Source organism: Subtercola boreus, assembly GCF_003399625.1.
GTDB lineage: Bacteria > Actinomycetota > Actinomycetes > Actinomycetales > Microbacteriaceae > Subtercola > Subtercola boreus_C.
The window spans coordinates 12491-31490 of sequence record NZ_NBXA01000031.1 but is presented as its reverse complement, the minus strand read 5'-3'; the positions used below and the strand labels follow the sequence as shown (position 1 = coordinate 31490).

Genomic DNA, 19000 nt, shown 5'->3' with positions numbered 1-19000 from the left:
CCCGACCTAACCATTCCCTGTGATGAGTATGAATCAGGGGTATCTAGTAGCTTCGCCCGTGCCGATCGAGCATGGATGAATGAGATCATCCCCGCTTCCCTTGTACGCTCTCGCGCTGACGTCATTCGCTCTTGGAACCGCCGAGTTCGCCCCGAACGGTCAGCTGCTGTCCGTCGCTGACGGATTCGGTGTTCCGGTCGCCGACGCGGGACTGATCACGACCGGATTCGCGCTAGGCGGCGTCATAGGCGGGCCGCTCATCGCCGCAGCGACGCTCCGCGTGCCTCACAAGCTGCTCACCGTCATGCTGGTGACGGTTTTTCTCTTCGCAAATATCGGTACAGCTCTGTCGCCCACACTCCTCCTCGTCGTACTGAGCCGCGCGCTCGCTGGTGCCATGCTCGGCGCTTTCATGGGGGTCGCGATTACGATCGCCAGCGACATCGTCACGCCCGCCCGCCGCGGGCGCGCCATCGCGCTGGTCTTCTCTGGCCTGACCATCTCCAACGTCCTCGGGGTCGTCATCGGAAACCTCGCCGGTAACGCCTGGGGTTGGAGGAGCGTGTTCTGGTTTGTCACAGTTCTCGCAGTCATCTCCCTCTTTGGACTCGTCGCCGTCCTGCCTCTGAAATCCGAGGCCGTAGTTGCAGCATCCGGCAGCGTGGGCACAGCCCTTCGCACTGGAAGGCTCTGGCTCACCTACGCAGCGATGGCACTCGCTTACGGCGGCCTGTTCATCATGTTCACCTACGTCGAACCGATGCTCCAAGAGCGGTCCGGCGCCTCGCACGGCACGGTCGTCTGGCTGCTTCTCGTCTTCGGGGTCGGGTTGGTAGCGGGAACCCACTTTGCAGGAGTCTTCGCTGACAGATCCGTCCGCGCAACGACCGTGACGGCGATGGTCGTACTGATCGGGGCTCTCATCGCGTTTTCGTTCCTCGACACGAACATCGTCGCCGTCATTGTCTTGCTCGGCGTTCTCGGCGCCGCCGGATTCGGCATGGTCCCACCCCTGCAGTCGTTCGCCGTCGAAGTGGCGAACGTGACATCGCCGTTTATCTCAGCCATCGCCTCGGCGTCGTTCTTGGCGGGCGTGAGTCTCGGGTCCGCCGTGGGCGGGGAGGTGCTCCGCCGCGGGTTCGACTACAACGCCTTGCCAGTCGTCGGCGCCGGGCTCACGTCGGTAGGACTGGTGGTGTTCCTCACCGTCGCTGCGCTGCATAAGCGCGCGTTGCTCAAGGCCCAAGCATTCCCGGTACCGTTATCGATCAACTAGCACTGCCATGCCTCGACCTCAGGGTTTTAGTCGGAGTGTCCGGCCGCGAGCGGAACGGATCTCGTGCGCAGCGCGCGGTCATCCTCGATCTGCCATTCCAGTGCGCGATAGGCGAGCCCACGGTGGTTGCTCGTGAACAGCACACCGACGATCGTGATGAACGCGAAGACCGCGTCCAGGATGCTGTCGGGCGCGAGCAGTTGCAAAAGCAGATACCCACCGATGCCCAGCGACCACCTGACAACTGCGCCCGGCACGGACGGCCGGTTCTGCGGGCGCAATCGTACGACTGTTTCCCCGGGAGTCCGGCCCGTCCACAGCAGCGTGCCAAGGAATGACATCGCGACTCCTAGGCCGATGATGATGTCTGCAGCCCCATCGGCGGCAGGTGCCAGCCCGGTGGCGGTGAGGGTGATTGCGCTGTAGATCGCGGTGATGACGAGGGTCACCCACGATGCGATCACGACGTCACACAGCATCCCCAGCAACCGCCGGCGCCTAGTCAGAGCACGCGGAGCTGCTGGCGCCAGCCCGTCGCCCCGACGCAAGAATGCCAGTAGGGGTGCAACGAGCCACCCGACCAGCACTCCGGACGTGTTCGCGATCAGGTCGTCGACATCGAGAAGCCGGTATGCGCAGGGGTACAGCCCCCAGACTCCCGTGACCTGCGTCAGCTCGATGAGCGCGCTCGCACCGACCCCCACCAGCAGTGTGACCACCGCGCCGCGGCTGAGGAGCAAACGTACCAATACCCCGAGTGGCAGGAACAGAGCCACGTTCAGAGCGAACTGTTGCACAGCGGGGTTCCGCAGAAGACCGGGGCTCATGGACTGTTCCCGCAGGATGTCGAGCGCGAACTGCCCTGGCCGCAGTTGTACCCCGGCGCCACCCCCGATGCACAGTGCGACGATGTCGCTGGGCAGTGGGAGGAGCGTGTACGTCACGAGCGCCAACGCATAGACCGGAACGGTCAGGGCAACCAGCGTTCTGCCCAACGTGAGGGAACCATATCGACGCACCTGAACGGCGACGAAGGGCACGAAGAAAAGCGCAGCAACGACGACGCCACCGATGACGGCGATCATGCCGGATGCGACCGGGCTGCTCATTCCATCAATCCTGCGCGGTGGGTGTCGTGGCGGCGCAGACAACGCCGTCGCCAGCCGCGCTCGACTGTTGCTCGGTGACGGCGACGCCGTCCAGCAGCACCGTGCACTGAAGGATGATGCCGGGCACGCCCACCACGGAGATCGACACGTCATCGGCGGCTCGACCGATGGTCTCGAACTGCAGTGGGGCAGCCGACAGGTCGACCGTCTCCTCGATCGTCTGCCGCTCGCTCAGGCCGGTCTCGCGACTGCTGTATTCCACCTGCAATAAGGCGCCGTCGCTGGTTCCTGAAACAATGCCGACCTCGTAAGTCACGGCCTGTGACGGGTCGAGAACGCCGCACCCGCTGATGCCCAGAACCGCTCCCACCGCGGCCATGGTGACGATAGCCAACCGGGGGAACCTCCGCTTCGTGGTCGCTGCGTACTCTCGAGTGATGGTTTCAGTCATGTTGGCCTCTTTCAATTTCTGTATGGCGGGTCAGTCGTTACGTCGAGTTGCGTGCGTGAGGATCTGGTGTTGGAGGGGCCGGCACATTTCCGCGACCCCGACGGTGAGCGCGACACCCGAGAGCACGGTGGCGCCAATGAGCCGCACCCCTGATGCCTCGAGCCCGAACTGGCTCATGAACGGCGTGGCGAGCAAAAGGTCGACCCGACGGAGATACCCAGCGCAGCAGGGTCTATGGGGATTTTGGAGAGGTAGGACGCAATGACCCCGAGCAGTGCGACGGCAGAGACATTGCGCCAGGCGGCGCGCGGGTCACCGATGATCCGCCGCATGGCGATGAGCCGGGGAACCGACGCAGTCCGGAGTCCCGAACGCAGGGGCGGTCGAGGCCGATGATCATCCGCATTGTGGTCGACTTGCCGGCGCTGTTGGGGCCGAGAAAGCCCGTCACCAAACCTGGGCGAGCGGTGAAGTCAATGGAGTCGACGGCAGTCTTCGAGCCGTACCGCTTGGTCAGAGAGTGGGCTTCGATCACGCGTTCAACTCCGAGTCTTGCGTAACAACAACTGGCGGCGGATGCCGCCGATGGCTTCAGCCAACACCGTGTCCTTGGGGCATAGTCAACCGAAGCATCGGCCCCTCCGAATCGGATGAGCACAGTGGTGGTCTCACTTCCTGATTCGGAGTTCAAAGCTGCCCTTCGCCGGCTCGATTTGCTTGGTAGCGAACATCAGAGTGAGGTCAAGATAGGCAGCGCGCTTGCCCTGTGTCGAAACGTCGCCCGACGGGTTGTCGCCCTTGAGATGGTCGTCGTATATTGCGAATATCTCGTCGAATCAGCCAGCCCTACCCATTTTGAGATCACCGGTGGCCGGGTCGATGCCGTTGCCGCGCACATGGCCGCACGGCCCGAGCCAGCCTTGTTCGGGCCCTTCGTCGTTGTCGAGGAACTCCTCTATCGCTTCGGCGTCGGTGTTCCATCCCTTGAGCCCCTGGGTCATCAGGAGGGGGTTTCCTTCGGGAGTGATGCAAAGTCCCGGTCGTTCCCAGCTGGCGGTGTCCGCTGAGCGCAAGGCGCTCTGGTACTGAAGCATGCAGCCCCTTGGTTTGAACATGGGCGGCTGGCGCAATGGTCTCGACTCCGAGCGAGCTCAACGAGTTCATGCGTGCTGATCTGGGAGGCAGGCTCGTGGATGAGATCACGATGACGCAGATGCTGACGGGGTACCGACGGGCGAGGAGCTACTGCCCGGTTCCCAGTCCGGACCGGGAATTGAGAGCGTCGAGCTCAGCTGCGCAACGGCTTGGGGTCATTCGGGAGACATTCCCGGATTCCAGACTCGGAACGCCGTGACAGCGGATGGCATGGCGTTCACCGTCACCGCCGCCGCTTTGCCGTGGGCCATCTTCGATGGACCGGAAGGGGAACTGCTGGAGCGATACACGATCGTCATCGACACCCTCGACAAGGCTCTCTGTGACGCTGATGCGCCGAAGAAGTGACCCTGTTTCAGAATGATCTTGACCCTGCCCTTAGGGCATGGCATTGAATCGCAGTTGTCGAAAGTCAAAAGTCAAAAAAGACGGAGAAGCAGCAATGGCATCGAGCAACCATGACGCGAGCAACCGAGTAGTACCTGAGTACGATGAACACAACCTCCCTCCAGGACGTCACATGACCGCGTCCACGAACAAGAGGTTCGTCAAAAGAGAACAGACCGCGCCAGGATTGCCAGAACTCCTTGTTGGCGTGGCGGTCTTCGCAGCATTGTACGCGCTCGTCGCACTCCTCCTACCTCTCATTCAAGACGATGCGATCGCCGGGGTCGTCGGGCTCGTCGTGTCCGGACTAATGGGACTGATCGCAGTGGCGGTCGCAGTCCTCATCCGAAAAAGGGGGTTGTCTGCCTTCGGATTCCGCCGAGCCACAAAACGTCAGCTGATCGTCGGCGTAGTGCTCGGGATCGTCGCCTTCCTGATCGGTTCTGTGGGCACCGCCGTCTACACGATGATCAGCAACGATGCTCAGAACGTACAGACGACTTACCAGGCAGGCGCGGCAGGCGGCCTGCTGTCGATCGCGCTGACATTTGTCGCCGGCTCGATCCTCACGCCGATAGGGGAGGAAGCGCTCTTTCGCGGCCTGATCGCGAATGTCCTCATTGCCCGTTTCGGCGCATGGATCGGCATCATCGCAAGCGCGGCTGTCTTCGCGGTCGCCCACGGGATCAACCCCGTCATGGTCGTCGCATTCTTTGTCGGAATTCTGACGGCCCTCCTATTCCGTTGGTCACACTCGATCTGGCCGGGCGTCTTGCTGCACGGCGTCAACAACGCGATTGCCCTCTTTCTGCCCGTCATCATCGCCGCAGTCACCAGCTAGGTCCCTGACGCGCCTTATCGTCCCAATCGCTGCTGGTAGATCGTGTGGCCGTCTGGAATTGATTAAACGCTTAAGTCGAGGGGGCCATCATGCTAAAGAAGATCGATCTCACCGGAGTGTGGCGGGGAATGGTAGACCCGGCCGGTCCCACGGACCTCCCGCACGAGGCATACTCGCTTATTGGGAAAGAGTTCGGCGCGAAGATCCCTGGCGCGATACATGCTGATCTGCAGTCCGCCCGGATCATCCCGGACCCCTTCATCGATCAGAACGAAGATCTCGTTGCCTGGGTCGGCCGCACGGACTGGAAGCTCGAGCGACCCCTTCCTCACCTGACGAAAATCGAGCGCGTGAACCTGGTGTTCGACGGAATCGACACCGTCGCCACCATCCGCCTCAACGGCCGGGAATTGGGACGCACACGGAACATGCATCGCGATTACCGCTACGACATCTCATCCGTTCTTGTAACCAGAATAAACCCGACGCGCTCGCCGTGCACTTCACGTCGGCCTACACGGAGGCGGAACACTGGGAACGAACCCTCGGCCACCGTCCGAACGCCTACCCCCAGCCGTTCAACTTCATCAGGAAGATGGCCTGCAGCTTTGGCTGGGGCTGAGGACCGACCATTGTCTCGGCCGGTCTCTGGAGAGACGTGCGAATCGAAGCATGGAGCACCGCCCGGATTGTGTCAGTGCGCCCACTGGTAGACGTCGTCGAGGAGACGGGAGTGGTCACCGCTCACATTGCTGTCGAGCGATCCCCGTCCGGCATCGACCGGCGGCCGGCTCTCGCCGTCTCCGTCGGCGGCTACACCACTCGTGCCCGACTCGAACCGGGCGTGACCGAGGCAACCGTTGTCGTCGCCGTGCCGAATGTCATCCGTTGGCAGCCGCGGGGCCACGGTGATCCTCAGCTCTACCCGGTCGACGTCGAACTGTCCGCAGACGGCGCCGCCCTTGATTCCCGTGCTATGCCAATCGGTTTCCGCACCATCAGCGTCGACAGAGATCCCGACGAGCTCGGGTCCCCCTTCGTCTTCCGCGTCAACGGCACCCCTCTTTTCGCCAAGGGCGTGAACTGGATCCCCGACAGCATCCATCCCGGCACGATGACAGCCGAGCGCTACCGACACAGGCTCGGCCAGGCGACCGAAGCGAATGTCAACATGGTGCGGGTGTGTGGCGGCGGAATCTACGAAGACGACGCCTTCTACGATGCGTGCGACGAACTCGGCCTGCTCGTCTGGCAGGACTTCCTCTTCGCCTGCGCGGCCTACCCTGAAGACGAACCGTTCCGGAGCGAAGTCGTCGCTGAAGCCGCCTCGAACGTCACGAGGCTCAGCTCGCACCCCAGCCTGGCCATCTGGTGCGGCAACAACGAGAACCTCTGGATGCACGGGGACAAAGATTGGGAGTCAGAGCCCGGGGGCGACCTCTCCTGAGGCGAGAACTTCTATCTGCGAAAGCTTCCCGAAGTCGTCGCCGCCCTCGATCCGACCCGGCCGAACACGGAAGGCAGCCCCTGGTCGGGTAGTTGGGACAACAACCCGAACGATGAAGATCACCAGACATTTCCATTCGTGGGATGTCTGGAACTCCGACGGCTACTCCCACTACCGAGACAGCGCCCCGCGATTCGTCTCAGAATTCGGCTGGCAGGGGGCTGACGCTTGGCGAACGCTTCGAGACGCCGTCACCGACACCGAGCTCGAAGTCGATGCGCCAGCGGTGCTTCACCACCAGAAGGCAATCGACGGGCCCGCCAAGCTCGCCAGGAATCTCGGCCGACACTTCGCGGCGGCTCGCGATTTCGACGAGTGGCACTACCAGACGCAGTGGACCCAGGTGCAGGCGGTGCGCACCGGTGTGCTGCATTGGCGCGCCAACTGGCCCCGCACCGCGGGTGCGATCGTCTGGCAGCTCAACGATCTCTGGCCGGTGACGTCGTGGTCGGCGATCGACGGGGCAGGAAGGCTGAAGCCGCTCTAACACGCGCTGCGCGAGATGTATCGGGATAGCGTCGTCTCGCTCGAGCCCACGTCCCGTGGTCTGGAATTCTGCGCGGTGAACGACACGGACACCGAGTTGAACGGCGACGTGCTGGTCCAGCGGCCCCAGTACGACGGGACCGTACTGGATTCAGAACGCGTTCCGCTTTCCGTACCGAGGCGTTCGGTGGGCCGCGCGGCAGTTCCATCACACATCGGCGCACTCGGCGATGCGACGACCCAGGGCGTGTTCGCCGAGTTCGCGGGCGAGCGCGCCTTCTGGCACCCCTCGGTTCCTCGCGAAAGCACGATTGCGAGGAACCCCCCCTCGTCGAGGCGGTTCCCGTAGCCGGCGGTCTCGACATCACCGTCCACGCCCATACCCTTCTGCGCGACATTCTCGTCCAGCCCGACCGTATACACGCCCGTGCGGTTGTCGACCGGGGGTTCACGACTCTGCTGCCGGGAGAGTCGACAGTGTTCCGGGTGCGAGCGCCCGAGCTGCTGTCAGCGCAAATGGCTGACATGGACTACGCGGTTGTCTCCCTCGGATCCGTGATCGCCCCGAAACGAGCCATGGGACGCAGCTGATAGATCAACGCGAACGGAGGATCACGATCGCGGACATCGCCCAGAAGGCCGGCGTCTCGATCGCCGGGGTGTCGTATGCGCTCAACGGCAGAAAAGGCGTATCCGATGACACTCGCGATCGCGTGCTGCGCGTTGCGGCCGAACTCGGGTGGTCGCCCTACAAGCGTCGCCCGTTCGCTGGCCGGCGCGGGCACGGAGACAATCGGCCTCGTTCTGGCGCGAGACCCTCAGGTCATCAGCACCGAGTCCTACTACCTACAGTTCCTTGTCGGTGTAGAAACGGTGCTTTCAGAAAAGGGGTACGGCCTGCTGCTGCAGGTTGTCGCCACAAACGCCGACGACATCGTGACCATGGAGAAGTGGCGAGCTTCCCGTCGGGTCGACGGCCTGCTGCTCATGGACGTGCTCGTCGAGGATGCCCGCGTCAAACTCTCGTCTCACAGAGGCACGTTGGCGGCAGTGGTCGTCGCTGACCCAGCGTCGCGGGTTCGCTCACCTCGGTCTGGACGGACGACGCCACGTCGATGAGGGAGGCTGTCGACTACCTCGCTGATCTCGGCCACACCGTCATCGCACGTGTCTCCGGGTTCGAAGGCTTCTCCTACACCGTGATCCGGGATGCCACGTTCATCAAGGCGATGACCGCTCGCGGACTACGCCCCACAGTGATCCGCACTAACTACTCACCCGACGCAGGCGCGCAGGCAACACGCCGGGCGCTTTCCAGCGCCGATCCACCCTCCGCGCTGATCTTCGACAACGACATCATGGCCGTGGCCGCCTTGGGAGTCGCCGCACAGTTGGGTCTCCGCGTGCCAGGTGACCTGTCGCTGGTCGCCTGGGACGATTCCTCGCTCTGCGGGTATGTGCACCCCAAGCTCACCGCCCTCAGCCATGATGTCTCGGCCCTGGGTGCACACGCCGCGTCACGGTTGCTTGATGTCATTGGTGGTACCCCTCCGGCCGCCCATCAGGATGTGACGCCCCGGCTTCTTGTGCGGGCGTCGACGGGCCCGCACCGGTGCTAAGAGGGCGGCGGTGCGACACTGCGGCGGTCGAACCCGATACTTCGCTACCACCGGAGGGTCGGGTCCCAGCGAAGTTGGGAGCCACCGCGGGTCAAGTCGCCCTGGAAGTCCTCTAGGAGCCGGTCATCCTGTCGGACGTCAGACGGCTGCACGCTCCGGTTGAGGCAGAACACAGCGAGAGCTCCGACAGCCCCCCGATCGACCACTCCACGGGCTGGAGCCGATAGCTGCTGTTCGAGATGCGTGTCGTGCCGATGTTCTTCGCCGCGGGTAGGAGATTCCGCACGCGCTGGGGAATGAGCGAGCCCAGGGGGATCTCGAACGGTTCGGGCAACCCGCCGCCACCGGCGCTTCCCCCGGTCGTCGCGTGGCGGTCGATCCAGTAGTAGTGGCCGACGCCCACGGTGTCCCGGTACCGTTGGTCGCCACATGACATTTCACGCTCGCACGTGATCGTGAAGGTCCCGTGCAATTTCACCCATCACATGTTCGGCGTACGGCTGTATTGCTGCGGCAACGTGAGACTCGGTCAACACGGTCACCGAAACGCGAGTGCCGTCATCGTGCTCGACGACTCCCGCTTCGTGTCTGAGGTTCAGAAGCGTTCCTGTCTTCGACGACCATAGAGCAGAATCGGAGGCGAAGTCAGGAGCCAGACGCTGCCGGTGCACGTTCGCCGCCAGAAGCTCTCGGAGACGTTCTCGGGCCTGAACGCTGGGTCGGGGAAGAGGCCCTTCGGTGCCTGAAGACCAGATCATCGCCAGCAGGTCGCTGAGGCCCTGAGCGCTCCCGGAATTCGTCGAAGTGACATCGAGCTGATGTAGCCGGTGACCGCCGCCGGCGGTTACCTCGCCGATGGCCATCGAGTGCGCGAAGGCAACCTCGCTCCGCGGCAGGGTTTCAGTTGGTGTTCGCGTGTGGTCCGCAAAACCGTGCCGGATCGACACCGCACCTATTCCCCAGGCAGCCAGACTCGCTGAAACCTCGGCTGGCGGGACGAGTTCGAAGAGCGCGTCCGCCGCCGCGTTGTCGCTGAGGGACACGCAGAGATAGACCAAGTCGTCCAGTGCGAGGTCAGCGTGGTGGCGGAATCGTGTCGTCCCTGTGGGGCCGGGTGTTCCGACCCGCCCCGGCTGTACCCGAATCCGGCCCGCGCCGTCCAGATGGCCGGCAGCGATTTGATCGAGCACTGCGAGAGCAAGCGGCAGTTTCGCCAGCGATGCCAGGGGGTAGAGACGGTCCGTGTCGATGCCGACGGATCGACCCGAGTCCAGATCGCGGACGAGGATCGAGCCGGTCAGTCCTGCGGACGCCAGCTTGGAGTTGACGCGCGCTTTGAGTTCCGAGCCGGGTACCGGGTTCATCCGAATTCTTCCTGTTCCGCGCCGAACGCCGACTCGATGGGCATCTGCAGGACTGCTGACACCCTCTCCGTATCGCTTCCGCGCGGGCCCCGGATGGCATAGCTCCGATAGAGGGAAATATCGGCAAGCGCACGCCACTCTAGCTGGAGATCAAGGGCTTGCCGCTGTGTGCATAAAAGCAGGCCGTCCTCGCTGATGACGGCGGTCAGAGCGCCCGTCATGTTCGGAGCGACCCGAACCTGTTCTGAAGCCAGTCCAGAAGCATCCCGGAAACGGAGGAGGTGATCGCGCACAGCTGGAATGTCATCTTCCGGATCGATCCAGACCCGACGGAAATTTCCGGCGGGCAGTCCGCGATATGGGCGGAGCGAGGCGACGCGCAAAGGGTGGCTTCCCCCACCGTCACGAGAGGCCACACCCAGGGGGAAGCTCCACGTGCTCTCGCCCAGCGGCACAGCGACTACGGCTCCTTCAACAGTGTGCAGTCGTACCGACTCGTCGCGCTCGGCCGGATGAGCTTGGTGATAGTCGAGGGCCAGGTTGTCCGCTTGTGCTGTGGCGGCGACCTCAGCGAGCCCGATGACTGACCAGTTGGCTGGTACAGCAAGACGGTATGGCGCCAGTAGGGCCCGACTCGCGTCACGCTGAAACTCGTAACCCAACTCCACCAGACGTCGAGCGCGGGGCAGCATGATGCGACCGAAGGGTGTCAATGTCGCTCTCTTACCCGTCCGATCCAGCAGCCGACCACCCAATCGCTCTTCGAGGGCTGCCACTCTTCTGCTCGCGACGGATTGCGGAATCCGGAGGTGCGCGGCCCCGACCGTGAAGCTTCCCGAGTCACTTACGCTCGCGAACACCGAACATTCCGCCAACAGATCCATATCTGCATTATGTCAAAAATGCATCAATCCTGTCATTCAACGCTTTGACGCGATGATGACCGATGGGGTGGGATGTGAAGGGACTGCGAGAGCGCCGTCCGCAATCGACCGGAGGAATTGATGAAATCGAGGATTTCAGCGCGCGGATCTTGGATGCTCGCAGTAGTGATCGGAGTCAGTGCCACTGGTTGCAGCACGATAGCGCCACCCTCACAGACAGCGGCCGGAGCGACGACGAGCCCGTCTGTCTCCGCTGACCCGGCGCCGTTCGAAAAGCTGGAACGGCAATACGACGCGAGGGTCGGCGTCAGCGCCATCGATACAGCCACTGGGCGGCAGGTGAACTACCGGGCGGAGGAGCGTTTCGGTTACGCGTCGACACTCAAGGTGTTCGTTGCGGCAGAGTTCCTGCACGACGTTTCGGCGTCTGACCGTGACGGGAGGGTGAAGTGGTCCGAATCCGACGTTCAGGCCGCCGGCTATTCACCCGTGACAAGCGAGAACATCGAGACGGGACTGACCCTGTCGCAGTTGGCGGAAGCTGCCGTGCGGAAGAGCGACAACACGGCGGTCAACCTCCTCATCGCGCAACTCGGTGGCCCACAGGCCATCGATGCGGGACTCACTGAGCTCGGAGACAGTCAGTCCGAAGTCGTCAACGACGAGCCGCTGCTGAACAGAATCGAACCCGGCAGCACAGACGACACCACCACGCCCGCGACATTCCGCGCGAATCTCACCTCACTGATTGAGGGAAGCTACCTCGAACCGGCGGATCTGGCAATTCTGACCGGCTGGATGAGCGGGAACACGACCGGGTCCGCGCTCATCCGCGCCGGTGCGCCCTCGGGATGGACGGTCGCCGACAAATCCGGCGGTGCCGGCGGCATTCGGAACGACATCGCCGTGGTCACTCCGCCCGGCCGTGATCCAATCATTCTGTCGATCTTCACAAACACCCTCGATCCGGCCGCGGCTTATGATGACCGCCTCGTCGCAGAAGCTTCTGCCGCTGTATTCGACGAGTTAGGGGATCCTCGTGGCTGACACCTCATCGCGCCGGTTCTGGCGCACGGGTGGGAAAGGTGGAAGGGCGGTGGCGACGCGCTTCGGAGCTTTCTTCGGCCTTGTAGGTTTGAGTGCAGTCGCGGGCCTGCTGGTCACCGCCATGGTCACTCCGGCTCTCGCGGTGACCGGTCTCGCTGCCAACAACTCTATCGGCGTGTTCGAGAACCTCCCCAGCTACATCAAGCCCGACGCCCTCGCCCAGACCTCCAGCATCTACGGCAAGAACGAAGATGGCTCGAACGTGCTGCTGGCCTCGTTCTACGAGCAGAACCGGCAGACGGTCGGGTGGGACCAGATTTCGCAGTACGCGAAAGACGCCCTCGTCTCGACCGAAGACCCGCGTTTCTACGTTCACGGCGGGGTGGATGTGCAGTCCACGTTCCGAGCGCTCGTCGGCAACGTCGTCTCCGGTGGCATCAGCTCCGGCGCCTCGACGATCTCGCAGCAGTACGTGAAGAACATCCTCGTGCAGCGCGCCGAGGCCATCGACGACCCCGCGCAGGAGCAGGCGGCGTACGCCGAGGCCACTGCGCAGACGACGGATCGCAAGCTGAAGGAGGCCAAGCTCGCGATCGGTCTCGAGAAGGAGTACAGCAAAGACGACATTCTGCTCGGCTATATGAACATCGCGCTCTTTGGCGGGCGGGTCTACGGCATCCAGGCCGCATCCCAGTACTACTTCGGCATCAACGCAGGTGAGCTCTCCCTTCCCCAGGCCGCGAGCCTGATCGCGATCGTCAATGAGCCCGAGGCACTGCGCATCGACCTCGACCAGGAGCACACGGCGGCCAACAGGGCCAGGCGTGACCTGGATGTTCTGCCCTCGATGCTCAAAGAGCACACCATCACGCAGGCGCAGTTCGACGAGGCCATCGCGACTCCGGTCACCGCGAACATCACCGAGCCCTCGACGGGCTGCCAGACCGCCGTGCACGGGGCCGGATTCTTCTGCGACTACGTCAAGAAGGTTATCGAACAGGACCCGACGTTCGGCGGCTCGGCCGATGAACGCGACAAGAACCTCGCCACCGGCGGTTACCAGATCTACACCACGCTCGACATGAAGCTGCAGACCGAAGCCGATGAGACGGTCAAGTACTACGCGCCGTATGACGCGACGAACCTCGACCTGGGTGCCGTGCTCGTCACGGTTCAGCCCGGAACCGGCAAGATCCTGTCGATGGCCCAGAACAAGAACTTCAGCGAAGAACCGGATGCTCCCGCTGACGCCACGAGCATCAACTACTCCACCGACTCCAAGTACGGCGGCTCGACGGGATTCCAGGTCGGATCGACGTACAAGCTCTTCACGCTGATCGCCTGGCTCCAGTCGGGGCGCTCGCTCGGCGACATCGTGAACGGTGCAAACGGCCAGAAGTACGACCTCGCCTCTTTCGAGAACACCTGTGGCGGCGACCAGAACGGCCCGTACCAGCCCAATAACGACGCAGGCGAGCCAGGTGGAAAGGCATCCGTCCTCACCCAGTTCGAAGAATCGATCAATAACGGCTTCATCACTATGCAACAGTCTCTCGACCAATGCGCGATCCGCGATGTGGCGACCTCGCTCGGCGTCCACCGGGCCGACGGCGACCCGTTGTCGACCTACGTTTCAGACGGTTTGGGGACGAATGAGATTGCGCCGCTCACCATGGCAGCAGCCTATGCCGGCGTGATCAATGGTGGGTTGTTCTGCACACCTGTCGCGATCGAGAAAGTAATCGGCGCAGACGGCAATCCGGTGCCGGTGCGACAGACCGAATGCAACCAGGCCGTAGACCCCGCCATCGCACGCGCCGCGTCCTACGCGATGCAGGGCGTCGTGCAGTCGGGAACAGGAGCGCCCGGCAATCCTCGAGATGGCGTGCCGCATGCAGGCAAGACCGGTACGAACGACAACGAGGAGAGCATTTGGCTTGTTGGCGGTACGACGAAGCTCGTGACGGCATCCTGGACAGGGAACGTCACTGGCCACGTCTCGATCAGGCACACCGTCATCGTCGGGCCCGGAAGTGGGCCGGTCAGCGGCGGCAACACAAGGCTCTACATGTGGCGAAACTTCTACAAAGACGTTGGCGACTCCTACGGTGGAACGACCTTCGCCACGCCCAGCTCTGACCTGCTCACAGGCAGGTCAGAGCCTCCGCGAGTCGCCCTGCGCTAAGCAGTCTCTCGAACCGTGCACTCAGCTGACCACCCTCGTGGTGATCGTACCGGTGCCTTGGCCGCGGGCGCAGGGCGCGGCTAAGGGTCTTCCACGCACTTGGCCTCAATCCACGATCGCCGAGGCCTCGACCTCGACGAGCACGTCGGGCTCAAAGAGGTAGTCAACGCCGATGAGCGAGGCTGGAGGCATTGGTAGGGGCAGACCAATCTCCTCAGCCACTTGAGTGACGCCAGCCATAAATGCGTCAATCTTTTCCGGCGCCCAAGCGGTTACGTAGAAAGTAAGCCGCACGACGTCGCCGAACCCGGCACCAGCGCTGTCGAGCCCCGCGTGGGTATTGCGGAGTGCCTGTGCCACCTGACCGGCCAGGTCGCCCGGGGCAACTGGCTTACCGTCGCTCGTCCGAGCGATCTGACCGGCTACGTGGACATGACGAGCGCCCGTGCCAATAGCGACGTGATGGTAAGCAGCGGGCTGCATGAGGGCATCCGGAGAGATGAGGGTGACGGTCATGGGCGACTCCTATCGATTGTGGTACCTCATAGATACCTGGTAATCACCGGTCACTTCAACGAGACTAGGTCTCGTGAGCGACACCACAACCTCCCAGTCAGTCCGGTTCGAGATCGATACGCCTCATCGCGAGCTGCTCGACCAGGTGCTCGACAAATGGTCCCTGCAAGTGCTGAACGAGCTGTGCGAACGTCCGTCCCGCTTCAGCGAGCTGCGACGCCTCGTCCCTGCGGTGACCCAGAAGTCGCTCACCGCCACGCTCCGCCGACTTGAGCGGAACGGCGTCGTCGAACGCGTCGTGCTTAGTACCCGTCCCGTGGCGATCGAGTATCGCATCACACCCCTCGGAAAGACGCTCCGACCGCCGGTCGAGGCGATCCTCACCTGGGCGCACGAGTACATGCCGGACATTGAAGAGGCACGACGCCGCTTCGATGAGTGACCAAACCGATGCACGGCTCAGCAGCTGCTGGCTCGAAGACGAGGCCTTACCCGGCCTGTCGTCATGAGCATCGACGAGGATGCGCAGTCATCCGGTCCAGAGTCAAGTCGATACCGACCAAGAACATCATGGTTGCCGAGTTGCCTTGCTCTCGTCGATCCGGCTACTCCCTTCGATGCGTTTTCAAAACCAGGTTCAGTCAATTAACTGAGCGAAGGAGGTCACTGCGCTAAAGGGATCAGGGCCCACCGGGATCATGACGGATGAGGTTACGCCGGCCTCGCCGAGCTGGCGGAGGCGGCGGCGAACCGTCGACGGGGTCCCAGCAAGCGCCAGCTGCGCAACCCATTCGTCTGGCAGTCGTTCCGCAAACTGCGTTCGAGTGCGGGACGTCGTTCGCAGGTCGGCGAGTTCACTCGCGAACGGGAGGGGCGCGATGTGGGGTCCCCAGTCATCATCCCCGACGTATTGCAGCGCGGGGCGGGCAGTGGCGAAGGCATCTGCGTTTGTGTCGGCTACGACTGCGACGTTGTAAGCAACGATCCGGTGGCGGGACGAGGCGTCGATCTGTGCGCGCGCCACGCGGACGTACTCGGGGGAGCTCGGCTCCGCCAGCACTGTCCCTGCGGCCAGCCTGCCTGAGACTGCCAGCGACTTGGGCCCCCGCACGCCCAGGAAGATGTCCGGCACTACGTCCGGTAACGCTGACGGCTCTAGGGCTACGTCGCGAACATCGATCCGGCCGTCCGCAGCCACCCGTTCGCCGCGCAGGAGTGCGGTCATCGCCTGCACGTATTCCTCGAGAAAGCTCAGAGGCCGAGAGGGGCGCGCCCCGACCGAATCGAGCCAGGCCGGCATGCCATGGCCAAGTCCGACATCGATGCGTCTGGGGAACAGTTGGGCGAGTGTGGCGACCTCCATTGCCGCGAAGACCACGTTCCGAACCGCAGCCGGAAGGATACCGATACCGACACGAAGGCTTGTGGTGCTGGCCAGCACGGCTGCGGCCTGAGCCACCCCACCTCGAAACCCCCGGTCTTCGACGACCCACAGTTCTTGGAATCCGAGGTCCTCGACGTGCCGTGCGAAGTGGACGACCTCAGAGGCGGGGATATCACGGGGGAGGAGGATGCCGTGCGCCATCATTGCCATCAGCTCAGTGGGTCTCTTCGTCGGGGTGTTGCTGGGCGTAGCGCGGTCCGGCGTTGCCGGTGGTGAGACGTCGACGCACCACCACCAAGTACCAAAGAGCGGCGAGGACAACGATCCCGCCGAACACGAAACCGTTCCCAGCGAAGGCGGGGAGGAAGAGGAGCGCTACCTCGACAGCTACAAAGACGATGAGGGCGAGGACGAGCAGGGGGACTCGAGCTCGACCCAAGTCGAAGGTGCCGGGCTCCGGAGCCGGTATTGCTCCCCTAGCAGCTGCGATCAACAACCCGATCGTCTGGAGCACATACGTCGTGAAAAAGGCGAGTGTTGCGATTCCGAGGAAGTAGTTGAAGGCCTGCGGGCTGACCAGGGCAGAAAGAAGCAGGAGCACCGAGACGATACCCAGCGTGATGACAGCTGTCGACGGAGTCTTGCGCTTGGGCGCTACGTGTCGGAGGGCCTTCGAAAACGGCATCATATTGTCACGCGACATCGAGTAGAGAAGCCGGGTGCCGACAAGAACATTGGCGAGAAGGCAGACAAGAATGTTGGTGAGCGCTACAGCAACGACAATTCGCGCGAAGACTGGACCTAGCTGTTGGGAGATAATCTCCTCGATGGGTGTCGATGAGCCGGCGACGGCCGAGGCGTCTTTGATCGCGAGGGTGTAGACGAGGTACATCAGAAACTCGATCACGCATGAAGTGGCGAACGCGTAGAACATGGTGCGTGGGATGACCCGGCGGGCGTTCTTGGTCTCTTCAGCTACATCAGCGACGGCCTCAACGCCAACCAGGCCGAAGAACGGGCCGAGTGAAGCGGCGAGCCAGGCGAGGAGGTACGGGGTAGCGTCGTCGGGGCTCTGTCCTTGGAACAGCGACGAGAATGGCTGGGCGTTGTTGGGGATGGCAAAAACAATGATGGCGACGATGAGAGTTACGCCGACGGTGACGACGATCTCCAGTCCGACCCCGACGTTGTTGATGAAAGTTGCGAGGCGCACGCGGTAAGCATTGATCGACACGCAGACGAGCACGACCCCGACGGCGATGAGGATCTGGCCCGGCTGGGTGAGTGCCCATCCGAAAACGCTGCCGAGATAGCCGGCGAAGATATAACCCAGGCTCGTCATGCCACTCACCCAACCGATGAGAGCGCTGATTCCCGTAAACCAGCCGAAGCCGGGTCCGTTCAGCCGACTGGTCCACTGGTATGCGTAGCCCGCGAGAGGAAGTTTCGCAGCGATGTCGGCAGCGATCAACGTCCACAGCAGGAACACCGGGATAGCGAGGAAAAGAGTCCAGATGAAAGGTGAGCCGGCATTCAGATAACCAGCTCCGAATCCGGTGAACACCGCGGTCGTAGCGCTGATGGTCGAGAACCCAATGGCGAATGAGGCCAGCCTGCCCACCGACCGGTCAAGTTTCTGGGTGTATCCGAACTCTTGGAGCCTTGCATCCTCGTCGCCGCCTGAAGCGAGAGACGAAGTAGCGGGCGACGGGTTGACATGAGGTGCTGGATCGATCATGAGTGCTGTCCTAGCTCTTTCTCGTCGTGCGGCCAGTCAGCCACCGTTCGTTTCGAGAAGTGAACCGGTAAAGGCTCTCAGCTGGAAGTCCAGATGCCTTATCTACTGATAACACATGCTGATCACTCCGCAGTTCGGGCGGGCACACGGTCAAGCATGTGCTGCACGAGCTTTCGCGCTGACGTCGAGAGGCGTTCGGGGTCCCAAGCCAAGGCGGTATAACTGACAGGACGGTCGACTATCGGCACGAACCGAATGCCTGGTCTCATGTAGAGCCTCACCATGGACGAAGTCGTGAAGCTAATCCCGACGCCGGTGGAGACGAGCATGGTCTCCGCCTCATAGGTTGCGGCTTCGGCAGCGATGACCGCGGGTCTGCCGTGACGGGCGTCCGTCGCCATCCAGTAGTCGCGCCAGCCTCCTGCAGATTTCGGCGCCACAACAATCGGTTCGTCGAGCAGCTCAGCGATGCGGAGCTCGCTCCTATCCGCTAGTCGGTGCGTTCGTGGCAGGCAGGCGACCCACGACTCTTCCGCGACGATAGACATCTTGAGCTCGGGAAGATCGACGGGTGGCCTGATGAGGGCGACGTCGGACGTGCCCGCCGCGAGTCCCGCCGTGGGGTCGGAGAAGTTGTGCTCGATGGTCTCGATCGTGACTCCCGGCACCTCCTCGAGCCCCTCGATGAGCTGAAATAACAGATCGGCTCCCGTGCCGATGAGGTACCCAATGCGGACATGGCCGCGGTCAAGGAGGTCCGCCGCCGCCGAAAGAGAAGCGTCGACTTCGTGGATGGCCGCTCGCACCGATCGCAACCATTCTTCTCCGAACGCCGACAGGGCAACGGATCGGGTGTCCCGGTCGAACAGTCGGGCGCCGATCAATGATTCGAGCTGGCGGATGGCGGCCGACAGCGCGGGTTGGGAGATGAATAGCTTCTCTGCCGCGCGCCGGTAGTTGAGCTCACGGGCGAGAACGTCGAAGTAGCGCAGCAGTTGGACCGTGACGTTTTGACTCATCGGACCTCGATTTTCTCGATTGATAGGTTGCG

The 19000-nt window shown here is 62.9% G+C and carries 22 protein-coding genes and 1 pseudogene; 11 read left to right on the top strand and 12 right to left on the bottom strand.

All coding sequences use genetic code 11. From position 1 onward, the window contains the following. Nucleotides 1-79: 79 nt before the first annotated feature. Complete coding sequence (locus B7R21_RS16820; protein ID WP_116284413.1) at nucleotides 80-1276, top strand: MFS transporter; 1197 nt, start codon at nucleotides 80-82, stop codon at nucleotides 1274-1276. 26 nt (nucleotides 1277-1302) lie between these two features. On the opposite strand, the gene B7R21_RS16815 is transcribed toward B7R21_RS16820, so the two are convergent. The 5 genes and pseudogenes from B7R21_RS16815 to B7R21_RS20270 all read right to left on the bottom strand — a co-directional run bounded on the left by B7R21_RS16815 (nucleotide 1303) and on the right by B7R21_RS20270 (nucleotide 3837). Continuing rightward, entirely contained in the window at nucleotides 1303-2385 is a 1083-nt protein-coding gene (locus B7R21_RS16815; RefSeq protein ID WP_172592251.1) for a VanZ family protein, read from the bottom strand. A gap of 4 nt (nucleotides 2386-2389) precedes the next feature. Continuing rightward, nucleotides 2390-2836 carry a hypothetical protein gene (locus B7R21_RS20280; protein ID WP_172592250.1) on the bottom strand — a complete coding sequence of 149 codons (447 nt, stop codon included), beginning with the start codon at nucleotides 2834-2836 and terminating at the stop codon, nucleotides 2390-2392. A 30-nt stretch (nucleotides 2837-2866) separates the two neighbouring features. Further along, nucleotides 2867-3013, bottom strand: coding sequence for a hypothetical protein (locus tag B7R21_RS20275; protein WP_172592249.1), 147 nt, complete (start codon nucleotides 3011-3013; stop codon nucleotides 2867-2869). Between the two features lie 199 nt (nucleotides 3014-3212). Next, a pseudogene (locus B7R21_RS16810) lies at nucleotides 3213-3371 on the bottom strand (ATP-binding cassette domain-containing protein); the annotation flags it as partial. Nucleotides 3372-3672: 301 nt separating this feature from the next. Then, the gene (locus B7R21_RS20270; RefSeq protein WP_172592248.1) at nucleotides 3673-3837 is read right to left on the bottom strand and encodes a hypothetical protein; all 165 of its coding nucleotides are present in this window, start codon (nucleotides 3835-3837) and stop codon (nucleotides 3673-3675) included. Between the two features lie 364 nt (nucleotides 3838-4201). Here B7R21_RS20270 and B7R21_RS20265 point away from each other — a divergent pair, with 364 nt between their 5' ends. From B7R21_RS20265 to B7R21_RS16790, 7 genes are all read left to right on the top strand, one after another. Then, nucleotides 4202-4339 (top strand): hypothetical protein, encoded by a 138-nt coding sequence (locus B7R21_RS20265; protein ID WP_172592247.1) that lies wholly within the window; start codon nucleotides 4202-4204, stop codon nucleotides 4337-4339. 172 nt (nucleotides 4340-4511) lie between these two features. Continuing rightward, entirely contained in the window at nucleotides 4512-5219 is a 708-nt protein-coding gene (locus B7R21_RS16805; RefSeq protein WP_172592246.1) for a CPBP family intramembrane glutamic endopeptidase, read from the top strand. Nucleotides 5220-5308: 89 nt separating this feature from the next. Continuing rightward, nucleotides 5309-5932 (top strand): glycosyl hydrolase 2 galactose-binding domain-containing protein, encoded by a 624-nt coding sequence (locus B7R21_RS21135; protein WP_437184195.1) that lies wholly within the window; start codon nucleotides 5309-5311, stop codon nucleotides 5930-5932. Next, nucleotides 5917-6666, top strand: a complete 750-nt coding sequence (locus B7R21_RS20490) for a hypothetical protein (protein WP_216364280.1) — start codon at nucleotides 5917-5919, stop codon at nucleotides 6664-6666. The genes B7R21_RS21135 and B7R21_RS20490 overlap by 16 nt, the downstream gene beginning before the upstream one ends. 112 nt (nucleotides 6667-6778) lie before the next feature. Then, entirely contained in the window at nucleotides 6779-7213 is a 435-nt protein-coding gene (locus B7R21_RS20485; RefSeq protein WP_216364279.1) for a hypothetical protein, read from the top strand. A gap of 695 nt (nucleotides 7214-7908) precedes the next feature. Continuing rightward, a complete protein-coding gene (locus tag B7R21_RS16795) occupies nucleotides 7909-8331 on the top strand; it encodes a hypothetical protein (RefSeq protein WP_253259875.1) in 423 nt (140 codons plus the stop codon). Next, a complete protein-coding gene (locus B7R21_RS16790; RefSeq protein ID WP_116284410.1) occupies nucleotides 8328-8831 on the top strand; it encodes a LacI family DNA-binding transcriptional regulator in 504 nt (167 codons plus the stop codon). Before B7R21_RS16795 ends, B7R21_RS16790 begins: the two co-directional genes overlap by 4 nt. Nucleotides 8832-8943: 112 nt before the next feature. Here the strand turns inward: B7R21_RS16790 and B7R21_RS16785 are convergent, their stop codons facing one another. From B7R21_RS16785 to B7R21_RS16775, 3 genes are read right to left on the bottom strand one after another with little or no spacing between them, the layout of a single operon-like run. Continuing rightward, the gene (locus B7R21_RS16785; RefSeq protein WP_216364278.1) at nucleotides 8944-9267 is read right to left on the bottom strand and encodes an FAD-dependent oxidoreductase; all 324 of its coding nucleotides are present in this window, start codon (nucleotides 9265-9267) and stop codon (nucleotides 8944-8946) included. Between the two features lies 1 nt (nucleotide 9268). Then, nucleotides 9269-10195, bottom strand: a complete 927-nt coding sequence (locus B7R21_RS16780) for a serine hydrolase (protein WP_116284409.1) — start codon at nucleotides 10193-10195, stop codon at nucleotides 9269-9271. Then, complete coding sequence (locus tag B7R21_RS16775) at nucleotides 10192-11079, bottom strand: LysR family transcriptional regulator (protein ID WP_116284408.1); 888 nt, start codon at nucleotides 11077-11079, stop codon at nucleotides 10192-10194. Before B7R21_RS16775 ends, B7R21_RS16780 begins: the two co-directional genes overlap by 4 nt. Before the next feature lie 153 nt (nucleotides 11080-11232). Between B7R21_RS16775 and bla the strand changes: the two genes are divergently transcribed. Both bla and B7R21_RS16765 read left to right on the top strand, forming a co-directional pair. Next, nucleotides 11233-12126 (top strand): class A beta-lactamase, encoded by an 894-nt coding sequence (gene bla, locus B7R21_RS16770; RefSeq protein ID WP_172592245.1) that lies wholly within the window; start codon nucleotides 11233-11235, stop codon nucleotides 12124-12126. Between the two features lie 88 nt (nucleotides 12127-12214). Next, nucleotides 12215-14311: a transglycosylase domain-containing protein gene (locus B7R21_RS16765; protein WP_172592244.1), complete on the top strand. Its 2097-nt coding sequence runs from the start codon at nucleotides 12215-12217 to the stop codon at nucleotides 14309-14311. 105 nt (nucleotides 14312-14416) lie between these two features. Here B7R21_RS16765 and B7R21_RS16760 read toward each other — a convergent pair whose 3' ends face one another. Next, nucleotides 14417-14827, bottom strand: coding sequence for a RidA family protein (locus tag B7R21_RS16760; protein WP_116284405.1), 411 nt, complete (start codon nucleotides 14825-14827; stop codon nucleotides 14417-14419). A gap of 73 nt (nucleotides 14828-14900) precedes the next feature. Between B7R21_RS16760 and B7R21_RS16755 the strand changes: the two genes are divergently transcribed. Continuing rightward, entirely contained in the window at nucleotides 14901-15269 is a 369-nt protein-coding gene (locus B7R21_RS16755; RefSeq protein ID WP_116284404.1) for a winged helix-turn-helix transcriptional regulator, read from the top strand. Between the two features lie 195 nt (nucleotides 15270-15464). On the opposite strand, the gene B7R21_RS16750 is transcribed toward B7R21_RS16755, so the two are convergent. From B7R21_RS16750 to B7R21_RS16740, 3 genes are all read right to left on the bottom strand, one after another. Next, nucleotides 15465-16415, bottom strand: a complete 951-nt coding sequence (locus tag B7R21_RS16750; protein WP_253259870.1) for an LLM class flavin-dependent oxidoreductase — start codon at nucleotides 16413-16415, stop codon at nucleotides 15465-15467. A gap of 10 nt (nucleotides 16416-16425) precedes the next feature. Continuing rightward, on the bottom strand, nucleotides 16426-17949 hold the full coding sequence (locus tag B7R21_RS16745) for an APC family permease (RefSeq protein WP_116284402.1): 1524 nt from the start codon (nucleotides 17947-17949) through the stop codon (nucleotides 16426-16428). A 122-nt stretch (nucleotides 17950-18071) separates the two neighbouring features. Continuing rightward, nucleotides 18072-18968 carry a LysR family transcriptional regulator gene (locus tag B7R21_RS16740; protein ID WP_116284401.1) on the bottom strand — a complete coding sequence of 299 codons (897 nt, stop codon included), beginning with the start codon at nucleotides 18966-18968 and terminating at the stop codon, nucleotides 18072-18074. Between the last annotated feature and the right edge of the window lie 32 nt (nucleotides 18969-19000).